Below are 17,990 nucleotides of genomic sequence, written 5' to 3'. Positions count from 1 at the left end.
CACTTCATGGACACCGGCCTGACCACCATCCCGGAAGCGTCGATCGAGAAGCACCGCGCCACCGCGCAGAGCTTTATCACCCGCATCGTCGTGCTGGAGGATCCCTCACGCGAATCCGGCACGGCACTCGCCGGCACCAACCGCCGTTTCGTCTCCACCGTCTCGGTCGGCTCGGTGCGCCGCACCCGCGAGGTCGAACTCACAAAGACCGTCGGCGCCGTCCATCCCGACGACCAGTTGCTGACCATCCCGCAGCACACGCTTTTGTTCCGCGCCCGGCGCGGTACGGCGATTGCGCTCGCCGTATCGGATGTCTTCGCCGAAGGTTCCGACCTCGAAAGCCTGCAGGCGAAAAACACCCGCGCCCCGCTCGAGGGCGACGAGGCGTCCGCCTTCAAGAAACTCCTGTCGGCTTCGGCCTACATCTCGGCTTTCAGCCTTGCCTCCTATCTGTTCCAGTTGATCGACAGCGACGGCGAGGCGCCCAACGACATCCCCGAGCCCGACTTCCTGTTCGACACGCCACAGGATGCGGTGAAGTCGATCCTCGCCGGCCTCGACAAGGCGATAGCGGGGTCGAAGGATGATGCCGACCTGGTGATCAGGGCGCGCGCCTTCGCCCGCGTTGCCATCGACGGGCTGCTGGCCAGAAAAGGCCGTTTCGACGGCATCGGTCCGTTCGAGAACGCTCATATCCGCATCGATGCCGACAATTTCACCCTCGACGGTTTCGACGTCGCGCCGGGCAAGCGCTCCAAGCCGCTGGTGATGACCTTCAAGAAGCCGGAAGAGGTCGTCGGCAACCACATCGCCAAATACCAGTCGGTCAAGCTCGCCAAGATGCTGATGGCCTATGATTTCGAGCGCGAGCTGAACCCGTTCGTCGAGCTCGGTGGCTTCCTGTTCACCTTCATCGGCGACGGCGCCCCCGGCACCGGCAAGACGACTTTGATCCAGATGATCGCCGGCCTGGTCAACGGCTACTGCCAGGTCGCCGGCTATCCCTTCGCCTATGAGAATTTCGGCGTCGACCAGATTTCGTCCTATCAGGGCAAGTCGGGCCAGAACTGCCGCCAGTTCATCAACAATGTCTTGAACCCGCGCGTCATCGGCTTCGGCACCATCGACGACATCGACCAGGTGGCGGCGCGCCGCTCCGACGACCGCGCCTCGGCCGGCCAGCAGGAAATCACCGGCGTCCTGATGGATGCCTTTGCCGGCGCCTCAACCGTGGTGCGCGGCAATTGCTCCTTCGGCATGTTTTCCAACTATCCCGAAAATGTCGACGACGCGCTGCGCCAGCGCGCCGGCGCCCGCTGGCTGGTCGACGGCCCGCAGACCCGCGACGACTATATCGACATCTTCGTGCTGCTTGCCGGCAAGAACCACGAGATTCCTCTGGGCAAGCATGAGCTCTACGCCGCGCAGGAAATCCAGCGCGCCGTCGAGGAGGCCTACGAGGAGCACGAAAAGCCGCAGGAAGACGGCCTGATGAAGGTGTATGAGCGCTACATGAAGGAGAATGGCGCGCCCAAGACCATGGCCGACGTCGGCACCTACCTGCACCTGATCAAGGATGCCGAGCCGCGCTTCACCGGCCGCGCCATCAAGAACGTCACCGACGCCATCAAGATGCGCGCCATGGACATCGAGCTTCCCGACGATTGGTTCGAGAAGCCGGAAGCCTTCATGCACAAGACCTATGACGAGAAGAAAGCGATGATCGAGGAACTGCGCGGCCCGTTCTCGATGGACATGGTCATGCAGGAGATCAACCGCTACGCCGACTCGGAGTTCCGCTATTCCGACAAGTCCGACGACGCCGCGGTGGAGAAGCTTTTGCGCGACGCGCGGCTGCGTGACCGGGCGGCGCGGGAAATGGAGGAGATGAAGAAGAAGGGCAATTGGAATGCGTGAGGTGAGCCCGCCTTCCCTTCTCCCCTTGTGGGAGAAGGTGTCGCCGAAGGCGACGGATGAGGGGTGTTCCAGGGAACGCCAGCGTCTCACTCCGCTGGAACACCCCTCATCCGTCTCGGCGCTGTCGCGCCGATCCACCTTCTCCCACAAGGGGAGAAGGAAGGCTCGCGCCCCTCATCCGCCCTTCGGGCACCTTCTCCCCGTGAACAGGGAGAAGGCAAGATGAGCCATCCCGCCAAAAAACCCGATCTTCTGCGCGACAACGAACTCATCTACGGCCGGTTACTCACCGTCGACGAGCCGCATCTCATCCAGCGTTACAACAAGGCGCTGGCCGCGTTCGGCCTGCCTCCGAGCAAGCTGAAAAGCTTCCAGATCGACCGCACCGGTTTCTCGCCAGAGATCGCTGATGAATGCGGCGACCCCGACTATCTCGATCCCAACGAAGTCAATCGCCGCTTCATCATCCTGACGCCGTCGCAGATCGACCTGCCGGTGGTGCACACCGCCTTCTCCAACACCTCGCAGCTGATGTTCGAGTTCATGTCCAAGAACCAGCGCGCCATCGACGCGCTGACCATCAAGGACGTCATCTACGGCGAGATCGAGGACTCCGTTCCCAAGGTCAACGACATCGAGGACCTGCTGTCGATCAACCAGGTCGAGTTCAAGGTGCTGTCGGCCGAGGACGTGCTGGGCAAGGCCGCCGAACTCGGCAAGCTCGTCGACCGTCTGAAGCAGGAACCCGACGCCTGGCGCGACAATGCCATGCTGACCCGCATGGTGGAGCTGGCGAAGATCTGCGGCGACATCCGCGAGAACGCGCTGGTGCCCGACCAGGTGATCTTCCGCCACAATGCCTACTGGACCAGCCATTTCGGCGGTCTCTACGTGTTCGTCGACCCCGGCATGACGACGGTGATCAGCGATCCAGCCGCCCCGGGCTTTCGCCGTTCGCGGCCGTGGCAGGTCAGCTATCTCTCGATCAAAGATGCCGACAAGGTCTTCAAGTTCCTGGCCAGTACCGGCCGCATCGAACTGCCGCGCGCCTCCTGGATAGAGGCATCAGGCTATCTTGAGCATCGGGCCGAGATGGTGGTGCGCGCATTGATCCGCGACGCCGAACCGAACCGCAATCTGACCGATGTCGACAAGGTCTGGCTGCAGACCTGGATCCAGAGCCATGCCGACCTGATCACCAAGGATGGCAATTTTCCTTTCCTCAACGCCGCCAAGCGCGAGATCGCCCAGCTTGGCCATCTCAAGATCGACGATGTCTTCCCGCAGCAGCGTTTCCTGGTGATCCGCGCCAAGCCCGACCACCCCGACGCCTGGCTGACCAACCGGCTGATCTCGGATTTCGTGCCGAGCGACTTCGTCTCGCGCTACATCTTCAACAAGCAGGGCTTCTACAAGGACTATGACGGCTTCAGCGACGCCTGGAGATCGCATGTTGTGGACGTTCTGAAAACCACATATTTGAAGGACAAGGTGGCGTTTCGCACACGCCTCTACGGCCTGACTGACTAGAACGAAATGAACCGTCATTTCGTTCTAACTTATTGTTTGGCGCATGATTTTATCCAAAAAGTCTGCAACTTTTTGGCATCATGCTTTGAGGGGATGACACAGCCATGCTCGATCCGATCGTGAACTTCTTCACCCGGATTTTCCAATGGATCGGCCGCGGCATCGGCCTTCTGATCGGCGTCATCCTGTGGCCGTTCCTGTGGGCGGGCCGCTGGTACACGCAGCGCGGCTGGATCCTCAAGGCCGTGGTCGGCCTCGCCCTGCTGGTGCTGATCGGCCTCTATGCCAACTTCTTCTACGCCACCCAGTGGTGGAACAATTTCAATCCGAACTATCCGGACACCTACACGTTCGAGAAGCGCAATGTTTCCGCCGGCGAGCAGGTGGCCGCCGGAACGGGCACCGACACCGCGAAAACCTGCGGCAACTCCGGCATTGCCCAGATCGCCGCCGACCTGACCGACTTCAACGTCAACCAGAACGCCTGGATCTCGTCGATGATCCTCTACAAGCTCGGCCTGTTCGGAATCGACTGGGACAACACGCCGTGGATGGACAACAAGGCCTCTTTCCAGCGCGGCATCAACCAGGCGGTGCGACGCACCGCAACCGAGCTCGCCGACAATCTCGGCCGCGTGCGCACGACCTCGCAGATCGATGCCGATCTGCAGGATGCCCGCGGAAATCTGCAGTTCGACGAATACACCTGGTATTTCGGCGTCAGCCCGTTCGGCCCGAAGACGCCGACGCCAAGCTATTATCGCGACGCCGTGCGCAAGCTGCGCTCGTTCAACGCCCGGCTTGCCACCTGCCAAGCCACTTTCGACGCCCGCGCCGACAATCTGAAGCAGTATATCGACCGCATCGCGTCCGACATCGGCTCGACTTCCGCCATCCTCAAGGAGCGCGCCGAAAACCACAACAATGGCTGGTTCGACACCCGCGCCGACGACCGCTATTGGTTCGCCTACGGCCAGCTCTATGCCTATTACGGCCTGATGAAGGGTGCCCAGGCCGATTTCGAGGACGTCATCAAGGAAAAGCACCTGCAGAGCTTGTGGGACACGATGGACGCGCAATTCGTTTCGGCGCTGCGCATCCAGCCCTTCATCATCGCCAACGGCCGCGAGGATGGCTGGCTGCTGCCGACGCATCTGACGACGATGGGCTTCTACATCCTGCGCGTGCGCTCCAACATGGTCGAAATCAGCAACGTGCTGACGCAGTAGGGCTGCTTACCCGGCAATGCATGTCGCCCAAAAGTGGTCCCGGTTTTGGGAGAACGACATGCATAAGAACAAAAGGCTAAAGCGCGATGCGCTTTAGCCGGCCGATGGCGAATTTGCGGCGTCGCCTCTGTCGCATTCCGTGCATTGTGCGGCTGTTTTGAGACGGCGGAAGCGCCCCTGCTCTGGCTTCTATACGGCGCGGCAAGCGGAGCCAGAAAGAACCGAGGACAGGTCGGCCGGCCGCAGAAGAATTTTCTCTATAGGAAACATAGTTGCATGGAAGTTGACGCCACGGCAGCGACAGGGTTAGAACATGCCCGCGCGCCCGGTTCCAACCTGCTTGCGATAGAGATCAACCCCGTCCCCTCCACCGTCCAATCCAGAGGAAAGCCGTCATGGCCGAAGTGAAGTCCGACATCGAGATCGCGCGCGCCGCCAAGAAAAAGCAGATCCAGGAGATCGGCCAGAAGATTGGCATCCCGACCGAGCACCTGCTGCCCTATGGCCACGACAAGGCCAAGATCTCAGCCGAATTCATCAAATCGGTGAAGGGCAACAAGGACGGCAGGCTGATCCTGGTCACCGCCATCAACCCGACCCCGGCCGGCGAAGGCAAGACCACCACCACCGTCGGCCTTGGCGATGGCCTCAACCGCATCGGCAAGAAGGCGATCGTCTGCATCCGCGAGGCTTCGCTCGGCCCGAACTTCGGCGTCAAGGGCGGTGCCGCCGGCGGCGGCTATGCACAGGTCGTGCCGATGGAGGACATGAACCTCCACTTCACCGGCGACTTCCACGCCATCACCACCGCGCACAATCTGCTTTCGGCGCTGATCGACAACCACATCTACTGGGGCAATGAACTCGGCATCGACACCCGCCGCGTGGTGTGGCGCCGCGTCATGGACATGAACGACCGTGCGCTGCGCGAAATCATCTGCTCGCTCGGCGGCGTCGCCAACGGTTTTCCACGCGAGGCTGGCTTCGACATCACCGTCGCCTCGGAAGTGATGGCGATCCTGTGCCTGTCGACCGACCTCAAGGACCTGGAAAAGCGCCTCGGCGACATCATCGTCGCCTACCGCCGCGACAAGTCGCCGGTCTACGCCCGCGACCTCAAGGCCGACGGCGCCATGGCTGTCCTGCTCAAGGATGCCATGCAGCCCAACCTGGTGCAGACGCTGGAGAACAACCCGGCCTTCGTCCATGGCGGCCCGTTCGCCAACATCGCCCATGGCTGTAACTCGGTCGTCGCCACCACCACGGCGTTGAAGCTCGCCGACTATGTCGTCACCGAAGCCGGCTTCGGCGCCGACCTCGGTGCTGAAAAGTTCTTCGACATCAAGTGCCGCAAGGCGGGCCTCAAGCCGGCAGCCGCCGTCATCGTCGCCACCGTGCGCGCCATGAAGATGAATGGCGGCGTCAAGAAGGAAGACCTCGGCAAGGAAAACATCGAGGCGGTGAAGAAGGGCTGCGCCAATCTCGGCCGCCACATCGAAAACATCCGCCAGTTCGGCGTACCGGCGGTGGTTGCCATCAACCACTTCTATTCCGACACCGACGCCGAAATCCAGGCGATGAAGGACTATGTCGCCTCGATGGGCGAAGAGGCGATCCTGTGCAAGCACTGGGCCAAGGGCTCGGCCGGCATCGAGGAGCTTGCCAACAAGGTGGTTGCGCTGGCCGAATCCGGCGCCTCGCAATTCGCGCCGCTCTACCCCGACGCCATGCCGCTGTTCGAGAAGATCAACACCATCGTCCAGCGTATCTATCGCGGCTCGGAAGCGATCGCCGACAAGTCGGTGCGCGATCAGTTGCACGCCTGGGAGCAGGCCGGCTACGGCCATCTGCCGGTCTGCATGGCCAAGACCCAGTACTCCTTCTCGACCGACCCGAACCTGCGCGGCGCGCCGACCGGCCACACCGTGCCGGTGCGCGAGGTCAGGCTTTCGGCCGGTGCCGGCTTCGTCGTCATCATCTGCGGCGAGGTCATGACCATGCCCGGCCTGCCCAAGGCACCGTCCTCGGAAAAGATCTTCCTCAACGAGGCCGGCCAGATCGAAGGCCTGTTCTAGAAACCTTCAAATACCGGACGACAAAAGGGCGCCGCGGCGATGCGGCGCCCTTTCTGTTTGCGGAGTGGTCCTAAGCCGCGCTGCGCGCCAGTGCCCGCTGGTTGGACGCGTAGATCGTGTCGCGCTCCGGCAAGGCGCCGGTCTTCAGGCACTCGACCCATTCGGTGGTCTTGAGCACCGCGGCGAAACGCGACTGCAGGATAACAGTCACCACGCGGTGGATCTCCTCGGCCGAGGCATAGCCGGCGCTGTTAGCATAGGGCACCGAGCCGGTCGCATCCGACAGGAACTCGACGGCAAAGCCAGCGTGCAAGGCATGGATGATGGTCGACAGATCGCAATTATGCGTCATGTAGCCGACCACCGTGAGCGTATCGATGGCGTTGGCGCGCAGCCACGCCTCGAGGTCGGTGCCGGTGAAGGCTGAGGGCAGCATCTTCTCGACATAATGGTCGCGGCCACGCCTGGCGATTTCCGGATGCAATTCGCCGCCATGGCTGCCCCGGGCGAAGATCAGCGAGGTCTCAGGCGCCATCTGCTTGACGACAACCACCTTGATGCCGGCGGCGGCAGCCGCATCCATGGCGCGTGCCACATTGACGACGCTGTCGCGGAACGGCGGATGCTGGATGGCGAGGTTGCCGCCATCATAGTCGTTCTGGACATCGACGACGATCAGCGCGCGGTGCGGCGTGGTGTTGGTAGACATGGTGTTTTCCTTTCCGGCTTGAATGCGATGGATCGAAAATAGGCCGGTCGGCGGTTGATCAAAAGTGGCCCGATTGACATCATTCGAAAGAATTGGGACAGTTCGTTTTTCCCTACTGGAAACGCCCATGACCGCCCCGATCATTGCCGCCCTCGCCTTCGACGGCATCAGCCCGTTCCATCTCTCCGTGCCTTGCCTGGTGTTCGGCGCCGACCGCACGAGGCTCGGCCTGCCGCGCTTCGACTTTCGTGTCTGCGGGGTCGAGCAAGGCATGATCCAAACCGATGCCGGGCTGAGCATCCTTGTCCCGCACGGCCTGTCCGCGCTCGACGATGCCGACATCGTCATCATCCCAAGCTGGAAGGATCTCGGCGCCCCTCTCACGGCGCCGCTCGACGAAGCGCTCGGCCGCGCGCACCGGCGCGGGGCGCTGATCGTCGGCCTCTGCCTCGGCACCTTTGCCATCGCCGCCGCCGGCCTGCTTTCGGGCCGCAACGCGACCACGCACTGGGCCTATACGGACCAGCTGCACACCCTGCACCCCGACATTTCGATCGATGCCGACGTGCTCTATGTCGATGATGGCGACATCGTCACCTCGGCCGGCGTCGCTGCCGGGCTGGATTGCTGCCTGCATATCGTGCGCGCCCGCTATGGCGCGGAAGTGGCACTGCGGCTCGCCCGCCACATCGTGCTCTCACCCCACCGCCAAGGCGGACAGGCGCAGTTCATCGAACGCCCCGTGGCAAAGAGCGCTGATGCCGACCGCTTCACCCAGGCCCTCGACGCCGTGCGTGCCACGCTCGGCGAGACACACAGCCTCGACAGCGTCGCCGAAGCCGCCGGCCTGACCCGACGCACCTTCACCCGCCGCTTCCAGAAATCGATCGGCACCAGTTTTGGCGATTGGCTGACCAGCCAGCGCATCGAACTGGCGCAGCGCCTGCTGGAAGCGACGGAAAAATCGATGGACATCGTCGCCTTCGAAGCCGGCTTCGGCAGCGCCACCTCGCTGCGCCAGCATTTCGCCGCAAGGCTGAGGACATCGCCGGCGCGGTATCGACGGGAATTTTCCAGGCGGGGAGATCGGGACGAACGGGTGGCGCAGGCCTGATCGCTTTGCGACGCGAATTCAACCCCGCTTGACCGCCCGTGCCGGATTGCCGACCACCGTGGTGTTGGCAGACACATCGCGCGTCACCACCGCACCGGCGCCGACGATGGCGCCTTCGCCGATACGGACGCCGCCGAGGATGACCGCGCTGCCGCCGATCCAGGCATGGGCTCCGATCTCGACCGGCCTGGCGATCTCCAGTCCCGCTTGCCGGCCTGCGGCCTCCTTGTGATGCTCGGCGCAATAGATCTGCACATTGGGGCCAAGCAGCGTTCCCTTGCCGATGCGCACGCTTGCCGTGTCGAGGATGGTGCAGCCGGCATTGAGGAAGACGCCGTCGCCGAGAAAGATGTTGAAGCCGTAGGCACAGTGGAACGGCGCCTCGATGCGGGCGCCCTCGCCCACGCCGCCGAGCAATGCCTTCAGGCCCGGCCCGAGATTTCCGCGCTGCCGCGGCGCCAGCGAATTGTGCTCGAAGACCGCGTCGCGCGCCGTCACGCGCAGCGTTTCCAGCTCGTCATCGAGGCAAGTGTACCATTCGCCGGCCGCCATCTTCGCGCGCTCGCTTCCAGCCATGACGGGGTCTCCAATTGACGTCGTTGCAAAGCATAGTTGCGTCCAGCAGAAAAGCGCCAATCCAAGTACTGGTCAAATATCGGACCTATGGTAGCCTGCCATCTGAAGGCCGTTCTGGCCGGGTGATCGAGGGGATCAACATGCTCTATCTTCTAGCACTTCTGATCGGCGTCATTGCCGGCCTGCGCGCCATGACCGCGCCGGCCGCGGTCGCCTGGGGCGCGTATCTGGGCTGGCTGCCGGTTGCCGGCACCTGGGCAAGCTTTATGAGCCATTGGGCGGCCGTCGGCATCTTCACCATCCTCGCCATCGTCGAGCTGGTCACCGATCAGTTGCCGTCGACGCCCAGCCGTAAGGTGCCGCAACAGTTCGGCGCCCGCGTCATCATGGGTGCCTTCACCGGCGCGGTGATCGGCGCGACCGGTGGCGCCACCATCGGCGGCCTGATTGCCGGCGCCATCGGTGCGGTCATCGGCACGCTGGGCGGCGCCGAAGCGCGCGGCCGGCTGGCGGCCGCCTTCGGCAAGGATCCGCCCGCCGCCTTCATCGAGGACGCGGTGGCGATCATCGGCGGCCTGCTGATCGTGGCGGCGGTGGCATGACGGCAAAAACCTTCGACGCCATCATCATTGGCGCCGGCCAGGCCGGCACACCGCTCGCCGGCAGGCTGAACGCAGCCGGCATGAGCGTGGCGCTGATCGAGCGCAAGCTGGTCGGCGGCACCTGCGTCAACACCGGTTGCATTCCGACCAAGACGATGGTGGCGAGCGCCTATGCCGCGCATCTGGCGCGGCGCGCCGCCGATTATGGCGTGACGCTCAGTGGCCCTGTCGGCGTCGACTATAAGGCGATCAAGGCGCGCAAGGACAAGGTTTCGGGCGCCTCCCGCACCGGGCTGGAAAGCTGGATCGCCGGCATGGACAAATGCACGCTCTATCGCGGCCATGCGCGCTTCGAATCCGCCAACACGGTGCGCGTCGGAGACGACCTTCTGACCGCCGACAAGATTTTCCTCAACACCGGCGGTCGGGCTTCCGTGCCTGATTTGCCCGGCATCCACGACATCGACTATTTGACCAATTCCTCGATGATGGATCTCGAGGTCCTGCCGCGCCATCTGATCGTCGTCGGCGGCAGCTATATCTCGCTCGAATTCGCGCAGATGTTCCGCCGTTTCGGCAGCGAAGTCACCGTCATCGAGAAGAGCCCGCGCCTGACCGGACGCGAGGACGAGAACGTCTCGGCCACCATCCTGTCCATCCTCGAAAATGAAGGCATCACGGTCCATGTCGGCGCTGATGACATCGGCTTCGCCAAACAGGGCATCGATATCGCCGTGACCTTCTCGGCCGGCAAGCCACCGGCGGTCGGCTCACATGTGCTGCTGGCGCTCGGCCGAACACTCAACACCGACGATCTCGGCCTCGACAGAGCCGGCGTCGCCGTCGACAAGCGTGGTGCCGTTATCGTGGACGACCAGCTGCGTACCAGCGTCCCAGGCATCTGGGCGATGGGCGACTGCAATGGCAAGGGCGCCTTCACCCACACCTCCTACAATGACTACGAGATCGTCGCCGCCAATCTGCTCGACAACGACCCGCGCAAGGTCAGTGACCGCATCGAGGCCTATGCGCTCTACATCGACCCGCCGCTCGGCCGCTGCGGTATGACCGAGGCGGCGGTGAAGAAATCCGGACGCCGCGCGCTGGTCGGCCAGCGGCCGATGACGCGCGTCGGCCGCGCCGTCGAAAAGGGCGAGACGCAAGGCTTCATGAAGATCCTCGTCGATGCCGACACCAGGGAAATCCTCGGCTGTTCCGTGCTCGGTCCCGGCGGCGACGAGGCCGTGCACTGCGTGCTCGATTTGATGTATGCCAAGGCACCCGTCGACACGCTGGCGCGCGCGATGCACATCCACCCCACTGTCTCGGAACTGCTGCCCACCATTGCCCAGGAGCTGAGGCCGCTGGTCTGAGACATTTCGAGCTCTGGACTTTCTGCATTGGTGCATTGCAGCAATGTGCATTGCGCATGGCTTGGCTCGTCGTTCAATCTCCAAATTGAACCGATTCAGTCTGGACGCCCCATGCCTTTGCCGATCCTTGCGCTTGCCATTGCGTCCTTCTGCATCGGCACCACCGAATTCGTCATCATGGGCCTGCTGCCGGAGGTCGCCGCCGACCTTCGCGTGTCGATCCCTTCGGCCGGCCTGCTGGTCACCGGCTATGCGCTGGGCGTCGTCTTCGGCGCACCGATCGTCGCCATGGCCACCGCGCATTTGCCGCGCAAGCCGGTGCTGGTCGGGCTGACGGCGTCGTTCGTTGTCGGCAATCTGCTCTGTGCCATCGCGCCTGATTATTGGACGCTGATGGCCGCGCGCGTCTTCACCGCTTTTGGCCATGGCGCCTTCTTCGGCATCGGTTCGGTTGTCGCCGCCAGCCTGGTGCCGCGCAACAAGCGCGCCAGCGCCATGGCGCTGATGTTTGCCGGCCTGACGCTTTCCAACATTCTAGGCGTTCCCGCCGGCACGGCACTTGGCGAAGCTTTCGGCTGGCGCGCCACCTTCGTGGCCGTGGTCGGCATCGGCCTGATCTCGGTCGCGGCGATCGCCTGGCTGGTGCCGTCCGATGTCACTGAGCCAAGCGGCGGCGGCCTGCGTGGCGAGCTGCGCGTGCTGGGCAAGCTGCAGGTCTGGCTGGCGATGCTCATCGCCTCGCTGGCCTCGGCCAGCCTGTTTGCCGTTTTCACCTACATCAAGCCCTATCTGACCGACGTATCCGGCCTGTCGACCTCTGCCGTTACCTGGGTGCTGCTGCTGTTCGGCGCCGGCATGACCATCGGCAACATCATTGGTGGGCGGCTGGCGGACTGGAAGCTGATGCCGACGGTGATCGGCACGCTGCTGTTGATGGCGGTGCTGTTTGTCGGCTTCATGCAGTTCGGCGCGATTGCCAGTGTCGCCATCGGCATCGTCTTCCTCTGGGGCCTGCTCATCTTCGTCGTCGTGCCGCCACTGCAGATCCGTGTCGTCGAGGCAGCGTCGGAAGGGCCGAACCTCGCCGCCACGCTGAACCAGGGCGCCTTCAATGTCGGCAATGCCAGCGGCGCCTGGATCGGCGGCGTGGCACTTTCCGCCGGAGTTTCCTACGCCCACCTGCCCTTGGTCGGCGCGGTGCTCGCCTTGCTAGCTGTCACCGTCGCGGTGCTGTCGCAAGCCTTGGACCGGCGCGCGCCGGTCCCGCTTCAGGCTGCTGCGGAGTAGCTGCCTGTCGCCCAAAAGCATGCCCACGGGCTTGACCCGAGGGTGCGCAGCGGTTTTGGGACAACGACATGCAGCACGGCAAAAGACTACTCTTGCGCCCATAGCGCGGCGGGCTGGACCAATCGACATCGATAGCCCCAAATGGGCATGTCTCGTGGCTGTTTAGGGAGGACGTCATGCAGAAATCGATCGAACGCATCGCCGGTGACAGCGAGGGCGTTTCCTACGAATTCCCGGTGTTCCGCTTCACAGGCAGCGATAAGGCGGCGCCTTCGGCCTATCTGCAGGCGGCCCTCCATGCCGGCGAACTGCCGGGCGTCGTCGCCATCGACGCGCTGATGCCGGCGCTGAGCAAGGCCGAGGCCGAAGGCCGCATCAACGGCAGCATCACCATCGTGCCCTGGGCCAACCCGATCGGCCGCGCGCAATATCATTTCGGCGAGCATCAAGGCCGCTTTCACCTGGGCACCCGCACCAATTTCAACCGCGCCTTTCCGCTGCTCGCCGCGCCCGACGCCAAGCTCTTGCCCGACACCAGCTTTGGCGGCGCCGACCAGCGGCTGAAGTCGCGTCTGGTGCAGCTGTCGCTCGGCCACGACATCGTGCTCGACCTGCATTGCGACGACGAAGGTCTCGCCTATCTCTACGTCCACACCAGCCTTTGGCCGGCCATGGCCGATTGCGCCGCCGCCATGGGGGTCGATGCGGTGGTGCTGTGGAGCGAGGACACAGATGGCACCTTCGAGGGCGCCTCGATCATGCCCTACCAGAACGTTCCCGCCGACGTGGCGAAGTTCGACCGCCGCGTCGCCACCACGGTCGAATATCGCGGTATCCTCGATGTCGATGGCGCGCTGGCTAGCGCTGATGCCGAAGGCCTCTACAGGCTGCTGGTGGCGCGTGGCACGATCACCGACAGCGCGCTGCCCGCGCCCGGCCCGTTCAAAGGTGTCGTCGCCCCCTTGGAAAACATCGACATGATGCCGGCCCCTCGGGCTGGCGCTGTGCTCTACGACGTAAAACCCGGCGACCGTGTCGCCAGGGGCGATCGCCTCGCCACCATCGTCCACGCACCGGGCGAGACCGGCGGCCGCGCCGAAGTGTTCGCGCCGCAGGACGGCATCATCCTGACCCGCCGCTCGCGCCGCATTATCCGCGCCGGCGAGGATCTTTTAAAGCTGGTCGGCGACAGGAAGAGCGCCGACGCCAGGTCGGGGACGCTGGAGGATTGACCTAACCGGAAATGGCCAGCCGCGCCTTCGCCTCCAGCCATTCCGCCATCTGCCGATATGGCACAGGGCCGTGGCTGATGCGGGCGACGCCGAGTTCGGCCAGCCGCTGGCGCGGCGGCACATGCGCCAACGCGATGATGTTGACCGGCAGCGCAACTGCCTTGCACAGCGCCTCGATGAGACCCTCGTCGCCAAGGCCCGGCGCAAAGAAGCCGCTTGCTCCGGCCTTTTCATAGGCATGCGCCCGCTCGATCGCCTGGTCGAGCAGCGCCTTGTCATGCGCATCGGGCTTGGCCTTGAGGAAGATGTCGGTGCGGGCGTTGAGGAAGGCCGGGATGCCGGAGGCCTTGACGGCGGCCGCGGCCGCTTCGACCCGCTTCACCTGCACCGCGATATCGTGCAGGCCGGTGCCGCCGACGATCTGGTCCTCGAAATTGAAGCCGATAGCGCCAGCCTGCAAGGCGCGTGTCACAGTCTGGGCGACGACTTCCGGCTCGGCGCCATAACCGCCTTCGAGGTCCATGGTCACCGGCAGGTCGACCGCCGCGACGATGCGCTTGATGTTGTCGAGCGCCAGTTCCAGCGGAATCTTCTCACCATCGGCATAGCCAAAGGCAGCCGCGACCGGCCAGCTTCCGGTGGCGATCGCCTTGGCGCCCGCCTTCTCGACGATCTTGGCCGAGCCCGGATCCCAGGCATTGTAGAGAACGACCGGGTTGCCCTTGACGTGAAGGGAATGGAAGGTCCGCGCGCACTCGGCCTGGTCGGTCATTGGTGTTTTCCCGTCTTGGTATCGCTGGAAGCAGCCTAGCCGGGACCACCGGCTGTGGCGATGTGCCATGAGCCCGGGAAGCGGCGGCCACCGGACAGGCTTTTCAAACCTGTTGCGCATCCGGTTTTTCGCCGCTATGGATTTCGCCATGAACATGCGTTCGACCAAGACCATTTGGTGGTGGGCCTGCTGACAGCGGCCTGTTCGAACGCGCGTGCGTGAAAAGAGAGGGTGGCCGCAACGGAAAGTCCGGGCGGCCATTTGTTTTTTAAAAGCCAGTCCCGGGTCCGTTGCCCCAACAAGCTGATGGAGACGGCAATGACGATGAAGGTTCTGGAAAACGGTGCTGAAAGCTTCGTGACCGCGGGTGGCATCACCATCACCCGCGAGCGCCACGACCGGCCCTATGCAGGCGCGATCGACACCTATGTCGATGGCTTGAATTCGCGCCGGGGCGCAGTGTTTTCCTCCAACTACGAATATCCCGGCCGCTACACACGCTGGGACACTGCCATCATCGATCCTCCGCTGGTGATCTCGGCGCGGGGCCGCGCGATGCGCATCGAAGCGCTCAACGGCCGCGGCCAGGTACTGTTGCCTGTCATCGGCAAGACGCTGGGCGGGCTTGCCGACATCACCATCGCCGAGACGACGAAGACACTGATCCGCCTCGACGTCGCCAAGCCCGGCCGTGTCTTCACCGAAGAGGAACGTAGCCGCGTTCCCTCGGTCTTTACCGTGCTGCGCTCCATCACGGCCCTGTTCAAGACCGAGGAAGATGCCAATCTCGGCCTCTATGGCGCCTTCGGCTACGACCTTGCCTTCCAGTTCGACCCGGTCGACTACAAGCTCGAACGCAAGCCCAGCCAGCGCGACCTCGTCCTGTTCCTGCCCGACGAGATCCTGGTCGTCGACCATTATTCGGCCAAGGCCTGGACCGACCGCTACGACTATTCGGGCGAGGGTTTTTCGACCGAAGGCCTGCCGCGCGACGAAATCGCCGAACCGTTCAAGACCGCCGACCGCATCCCGCCGCGCGGCGACCATGAGCCGGGCGAATATGCCAACCTTGTGCGCAAGGCGATGGATAGTTTCAAGCGCGGTGACCTGTTCGAGGTCGTACCCGGGCAGATGTTCTACGAGCGCTGCGAGACGCAGCCATCCGAGATTTCCCGCAAGCTGAAGTCGATCAACCCCTCGCCCTACTCGTTCTTCATCAATCTCGGTGAAGGCGAGTATCTGATCGGCGCGTCGCCCGAAATGTTCGTGCGCGTCAACGGGCGCCGCGTCGAGACCTGCCCGATCTCGGGCACCATCAAGCGCGGCGACGACGCCATTTCCGATAGCGAACAGATCCTGAAACTGCTCAACTCGAAGAAGGACGAATCCGAACTCACAATGTGCTCGGACGTCGACCGCAACGACAAGTCGCGGGTCTGCGAGCCCGGCTCGGTGCGCGTTATCGGCCGCCGCCAGATCGAGATGTATTCGCGCCTGATCCACACCGTCGACCACATAGAGGGCCGGCTGCGCGAAGGCATGGACGCTTTCGACGCCTTCCTGTCGCATGCCTGGGCGGTCACCGTCACCGGCGCGCCGAAACTGTGGGCCATGCGCTTCATCGAGCAGAACGAGAAGAGCCCGCGCGCCTGGTATGGCGGCGCTATCGGCATGGTCAACTTCGACGGTGACATGAACACCGGCCTCACCTTGCGCACCATCCGCATCAAGGACGGCATCGCCGAAGTGCGCGCCGGCGCGACATTGCTCTTCGACAGCATTCCCGAGGAAGAAGAAGCCGAAACCGAACTGAAGGCATCCGCCATGCTCTCCGCTATCCGCGACGCCAAGACGGGCAATTCCGCCAGCACCGAGCGCACCACCGCGCGCGTCGGCGACGGCGTCAACATCCTGCTCGTCGACCACGAGGACTCCTTCGTCCACACGCTGGCCAATTACTTCCGCCAGACCGGCGCCAATGTCTCGACAGTGCGCACGCCGGTGCCGGAGGAAGTGTTCGAGCGGCTCAAGCCCGATCTCGTCGTGCTGTCGCCCGGACCGGGCACCCCGAAGGATTTCGATTGCGCGGCGACCATAAAGAAGGCGCGCGCCCGCGACCTGCCGATCTTCGGCGTCTGCCTTGGCCTGCAGGCGCTGGCCGAGGCCTATGGCGGCGAGTTGCGCCAGCTGCATATTCCCATGCACGGCAAACCATCGCGCATCCGCGTCTCGAAGCCAGGCATCATCTTCTCCGGTCTGCCCAAGGAAGTGACCGTCGGCCGCTACCACTCGATCTTCGCCGATCCGGTGCGGCTGCCCGACGACTTCATCGTCACGGCCGAGACGGAGGACGGCGTCATCATGGCCTTCGAGCACCGCAAGGAGCCGATCGCCGCCGTGCAGTTCCATCCGGAATCGATCATGACGCTCGGCCACAATGCCGGCATGCGCATCATCGAGAACATCGTCGCTCATTTGCCGCGCAAGGCCAAGGAAAAGGCAGCCTGACCGCGATGGCCGAAGCCGAGAACACGATGGCGATCGCAGCCAAGGCGGCCGCGAAGCGCAAGGTTGCCAACCTTGCCTTCTGGTCGATCGTGGTCGCCTTTGTCGTGCTCGCGCTGAAGGCCGCCGCCTGGTACGTCACCGGCTCCGTCGCGCTTTATTCGGATGCTCTGGAATCGATCGTCAACGTCATTGCCTCGGTCGCCGCCTTCTGGGCGATCCAGGTCAGTTACAAGCCGGCCGATCAGGATCATCCGTTCGGCCATCACAAGGCGGAATATTTCTCGGCGGTGCTGGAAGGCGTGCTGATCGTCGTCGCGGCGCTGTTGATCCTCAACGAGGTCTGGCGCTCCTGGCAAGCGCCGGCGCCTCTGGAAAGGCCCTGGAACGGCCTCGCCGTCAACGGCGTCGCTACCGTCATCAATGCCTTCTGGGCCTGGATGCTGATTCGCGCCGGCCGCGCGGAGAAATCGCCGGCGCTGGTCGCTGACGGCAACCACATCATGACCGACGTCGTCACCTCGGTGGGGGTCTTCGGCGGCCTGGTCGGGGCAATCCTGACCGGCTGGCAGATCCTCGATCCGGCGCTCGCCGTCCTCGTCGCGCTCAACATCCTGTGGCAGGGCTGGCACGTCATCGGCTCGTCGATGAACGGCCTGATGGACCGCGCCGTCGACACCACCGAACATATGCACATCCGCGACGTCATCTCGGCCAATTGCAAGGGCGCGCTGGAGGTGCATGACCTCAAAACCCGCATCGCCGGCCGCGCCACCTTCATCGAGTTCCATCTGGTCGTTGACGCCGACATGTCGGTCGGCGCCAGCCATGTCATCTGCGACCGCATCGAGGACGCGCTGAGGGCCGAAATCCCCTCGGTGCGCGTCACCATCCACGTCGAGCCCGATGATGAGGCGAAGCTGCCGAAGGGGACGACGGCGGTGCCGTTTGCGTGAGGCGGTTCGCCGCCGCGACCTTGGAAACCTCTCGAGTTCGTCATCCTGGGGCGAAGCAAGAAGCGCAGCGACGCGGCGCAGACCATAGGATGACGAAGCGACAGGCGTACCGC

14 protein-coding genes are annotated in these 17,990 nt (G+C 63.8%); 11 read left to right on the top strand and 3 right to left on the bottom strand.

The features are described 5' to 3' along the window. Positions 1-6: 6 nt before the first annotated feature. The 4 genes from JN279_RS12545 (at position 7) to JN279_RS12530 (ending at position 6,751) form a co-directional block, all read left to right on the top strand. Positions 7-1,917, top strand: a complete 1,911-nt coding sequence (locus JN279_RS12545; protein ID WP_202352900.1) for an AAA family ATPase — start codon at positions 7-9, stop codon at positions 1,915-1,917. A 222-nt stretch (positions 1,918-2,139) separates the two neighbouring features. After that, the gene (locus JN279_RS12540) at positions 2,140-3,447 is read left to right on the top strand and encodes a DUF6638 family protein (protein ID WP_202352899.1); all 1,308 of its coding nucleotides are present in this window, start codon (positions 2,140-2,142) and stop codon (positions 3,445-3,447) included. 104 nt (positions 3,448-3,551) lie between these two features. Then, positions 3,552-4,676, top strand: a complete 1,125-nt coding sequence (locus JN279_RS12535) for a DUF2333 family protein (protein WP_096449414.1) — start codon at positions 3,552-3,554, stop codon at positions 4,674-4,676. Between the two features lie 395 nt (positions 4,677-5,071). Beyond that, complete coding sequence (locus tag JN279_RS12530; RefSeq protein WP_096449418.1) at positions 5,072-6,751, top strand: formate--tetrahydrofolate ligase; 1,680 nt, start codon at positions 5,072-5,074, stop codon at positions 6,749-6,751. 70 nt (positions 6,752-6,821) lie between these two features. Here the strand turns inward: JN279_RS12530 and JN279_RS12525 are convergent, their stop codons facing one another. After that, complete coding sequence (locus JN279_RS12525; protein WP_096449420.1) at positions 6,822-7,460, bottom strand: cysteine hydrolase family protein; 639 nt, start codon at positions 7,458-7,460, stop codon at positions 6,822-6,824. A 127-nt stretch (positions 7,461-7,587) separates the two neighbouring features. Between JN279_RS12525 and JN279_RS12520 the strand changes: the two genes are divergently transcribed. After that, entirely contained in the window at positions 7,588-8,574 is a 987-nt protein-coding gene (locus JN279_RS12520) for a helix-turn-helix domain-containing protein (RefSeq protein ID WP_096449422.1), read from the top strand. An 18-nt stretch (positions 8,575-8,592) separates the two neighbouring features. On the opposite strand, the gene JN279_RS12515 is transcribed toward JN279_RS12520, so the two are convergent. Then, entirely contained in the window at positions 8,593-9,150 is a 558-nt protein-coding gene (locus tag JN279_RS12515; protein WP_096449424.1) for a sugar O-acetyltransferase, read from the bottom strand. A gap of 140 nt (positions 9,151-9,290) precedes the next feature. Here JN279_RS12515 and JN279_RS12510 point away from each other — a divergent pair, with 140 nt between their 5' ends. The 4 genes from JN279_RS12510 (at position 9,291) to JN279_RS12495 (ending at position 13,644) form a co-directional block, all read left to right on the top strand. Next, positions 9,291-9,752, top strand: coding sequence for a DUF4126 domain-containing protein (locus tag JN279_RS12510; RefSeq protein WP_096457780.1), 462 nt, complete (start codon positions 9,291-9,293; stop codon positions 9,750-9,752). Continuing rightward, entirely contained in the window at positions 9,749-11,125 is a 1,377-nt protein-coding gene (locus JN279_RS12505) for an FAD-containing oxidoreductase (protein WP_202352898.1), read from the top strand. The genes JN279_RS12510 and JN279_RS12505 overlap by 4 nt, the downstream gene beginning before the upstream one ends. Before the next feature lie 111 nt (positions 11,126-11,236). Beyond that, positions 11,237-12,412 carry an MFS transporter gene (locus JN279_RS12500; RefSeq protein WP_096449428.1) on the top strand — a complete coding sequence of 392 codons (1,176 nt, stop codon included), beginning with the start codon at positions 11,237-11,239 and terminating at the stop codon, positions 12,410-12,412. A 176-nt stretch (positions 12,413-12,588) separates the two neighbouring features. Next, positions 12,589-13,644 carry a succinylglutamate desuccinylase/aspartoacylase domain-containing protein gene (locus JN279_RS12495; protein ID WP_096449430.1) on the top strand — a complete coding sequence of 352 codons (1,056 nt, stop codon included), beginning with the start codon at positions 12,589-12,591 and terminating at the stop codon, positions 13,642-13,644. A gap of 1 nt (position 13,645) precedes the next feature. Here JN279_RS12495 and JN279_RS12490 read toward each other — a convergent pair whose 3' ends face one another. Beyond that, positions 13,646-14,416: an isocitrate lyase/PEP mutase family protein gene (locus JN279_RS12490; protein WP_096449432.1), complete on the bottom strand. Its 771-nt coding sequence runs from the start codon at positions 14,414-14,416 to the stop codon at positions 13,646-13,648. A 318-nt stretch (positions 14,417-14,734) separates the two neighbouring features. On the opposite strand from JN279_RS12490, the gene JN279_RS12485 reads away from it, so the two are divergent. Both JN279_RS12485 and JN279_RS12480 read left to right on the top strand, forming a co-directional pair. Next, on the top strand, positions 14,735-16,924 hold the full coding sequence (locus JN279_RS12485; protein WP_096449434.1) for an anthranilate synthase: 2,190 nt from the start codon (positions 14,735-14,737) through the stop codon (positions 16,922-16,924). A 5-nt stretch (positions 16,925-16,929) separates the two neighbouring features. Then, on the top strand, positions 16,930-17,877 hold the full coding sequence (locus JN279_RS12480) for a cation diffusion facilitator family transporter (RefSeq protein ID WP_096449436.1): 948 nt from the start codon (positions 16,930-16,932) through the stop codon (positions 17,875-17,877). Positions 17,878-17,990 lie beyond the last annotated feature (113 nt).

It is taken from the genome of Mesorhizobium sp. 113-1-2, from assembly GCF_016756475.1.
GTDB classification, from domain to species: Bacteria; Pseudomonadota; Alphaproteobacteria; order Rhizobiales; family Rhizobiaceae; genus Mesorhizobium; species Mesorhizobium loti_C.
This window is presented reverse-complemented; position numbering and strand designations above follow the sequence as displayed.

What these genes read in the sequence shown, in the direction of transcription:
- JN279_RS12525 (WP_096449420.1), bottom strand. Translation starts at nt 7,460, where the DNA reads ATGTCTACCAACACCACGCCGCACCGCGCGCTGATCGTCGTCGATGTC.
- JN279_RS12495 (WP_096449430.1), top strand. Translation starts at nt 12,589, where the DNA reads ATGCAGAAATCGATCGAACGCATCGCCGGTGACAGCGAGGGCGTTTCC.
- JN279_RS12545 (WP_202352900.1), top strand. Translation starts at nt 7, where the DNA reads ATGGACACCGGCCTGACCACCATCCCGGAAGCGTCGATCGAGAAGCAC.
- JN279_RS12480 (WP_096449436.1), top strand. Translation starts at nt 16,930, where the DNA reads ATGGCCGAAGCCGAGAACACGATGGCGATCGCAGCCAAGGCGGCCGCG.
- JN279_RS12530 (WP_096449418.1), top strand. Translation starts at nt 5,072, where the DNA reads ATGGCCGAAGTGAAGTCCGACATCGAGATCGCGCGCGCCGCCAAGAAA.
- JN279_RS12490 (WP_096449432.1), bottom strand. Translation starts at nt 14,416, where the DNA reads ATGACCGACCAGGCCGAGTGCGCGCGGACCTTCCATTCCCTTCACGTC.
- JN279_RS12540 (WP_202352899.1), top strand. Translation starts at nt 2,140, where the DNA reads ATGAGCCATCCCGCCAAAAAACCCGATCTTCTGCGCGACAACGAACTC.
- JN279_RS12485 (WP_096449434.1), top strand. Translation starts at nt 14,735, where the DNA reads ATGACGATGAAGGTTCTGGAAAACGGTGCTGAAAGCTTCGTGACCGCG.
- JN279_RS12520 (WP_096449422.1), top strand. Translation starts at nt 7,588, where the DNA reads ATGACCGCCCCGATCATTGCCGCCCTCGCCTTCGACGGCATCAGCCCG.
- JN279_RS12500 (WP_096449428.1), top strand. Translation starts at nt 11,237, where the DNA reads ATGCCTTTGCCGATCCTTGCGCTTGCCATTGCGTCCTTCTGCATCGGC.
- JN279_RS12510 (WP_096457780.1), top strand. Translation starts at nt 9,291, where the DNA reads ATGCTCTATCTTCTAGCACTTCTGATCGGCGTCATTGCCGGCCTGCGC.
- JN279_RS12535 (WP_096449414.1), top strand. Translation starts at nt 3,552, where the DNA reads ATGCTCGATCCGATCGTGAACTTCTTCACCCGGATTTTCCAATGGATC.
- JN279_RS12505 (WP_202352898.1), top strand. Translation starts at nt 9,749, where the DNA reads ATGACGGCAAAAACCTTCGACGCCATCATCATTGGCGCCGGCCAGGCC.
- JN279_RS12515 (WP_096449424.1), bottom strand. Translation starts at nt 9,150, where the DNA reads ATGGCTGGAAGCGAGCGCGCGAAGATGGCGGCCGGCGAATGGTACACT.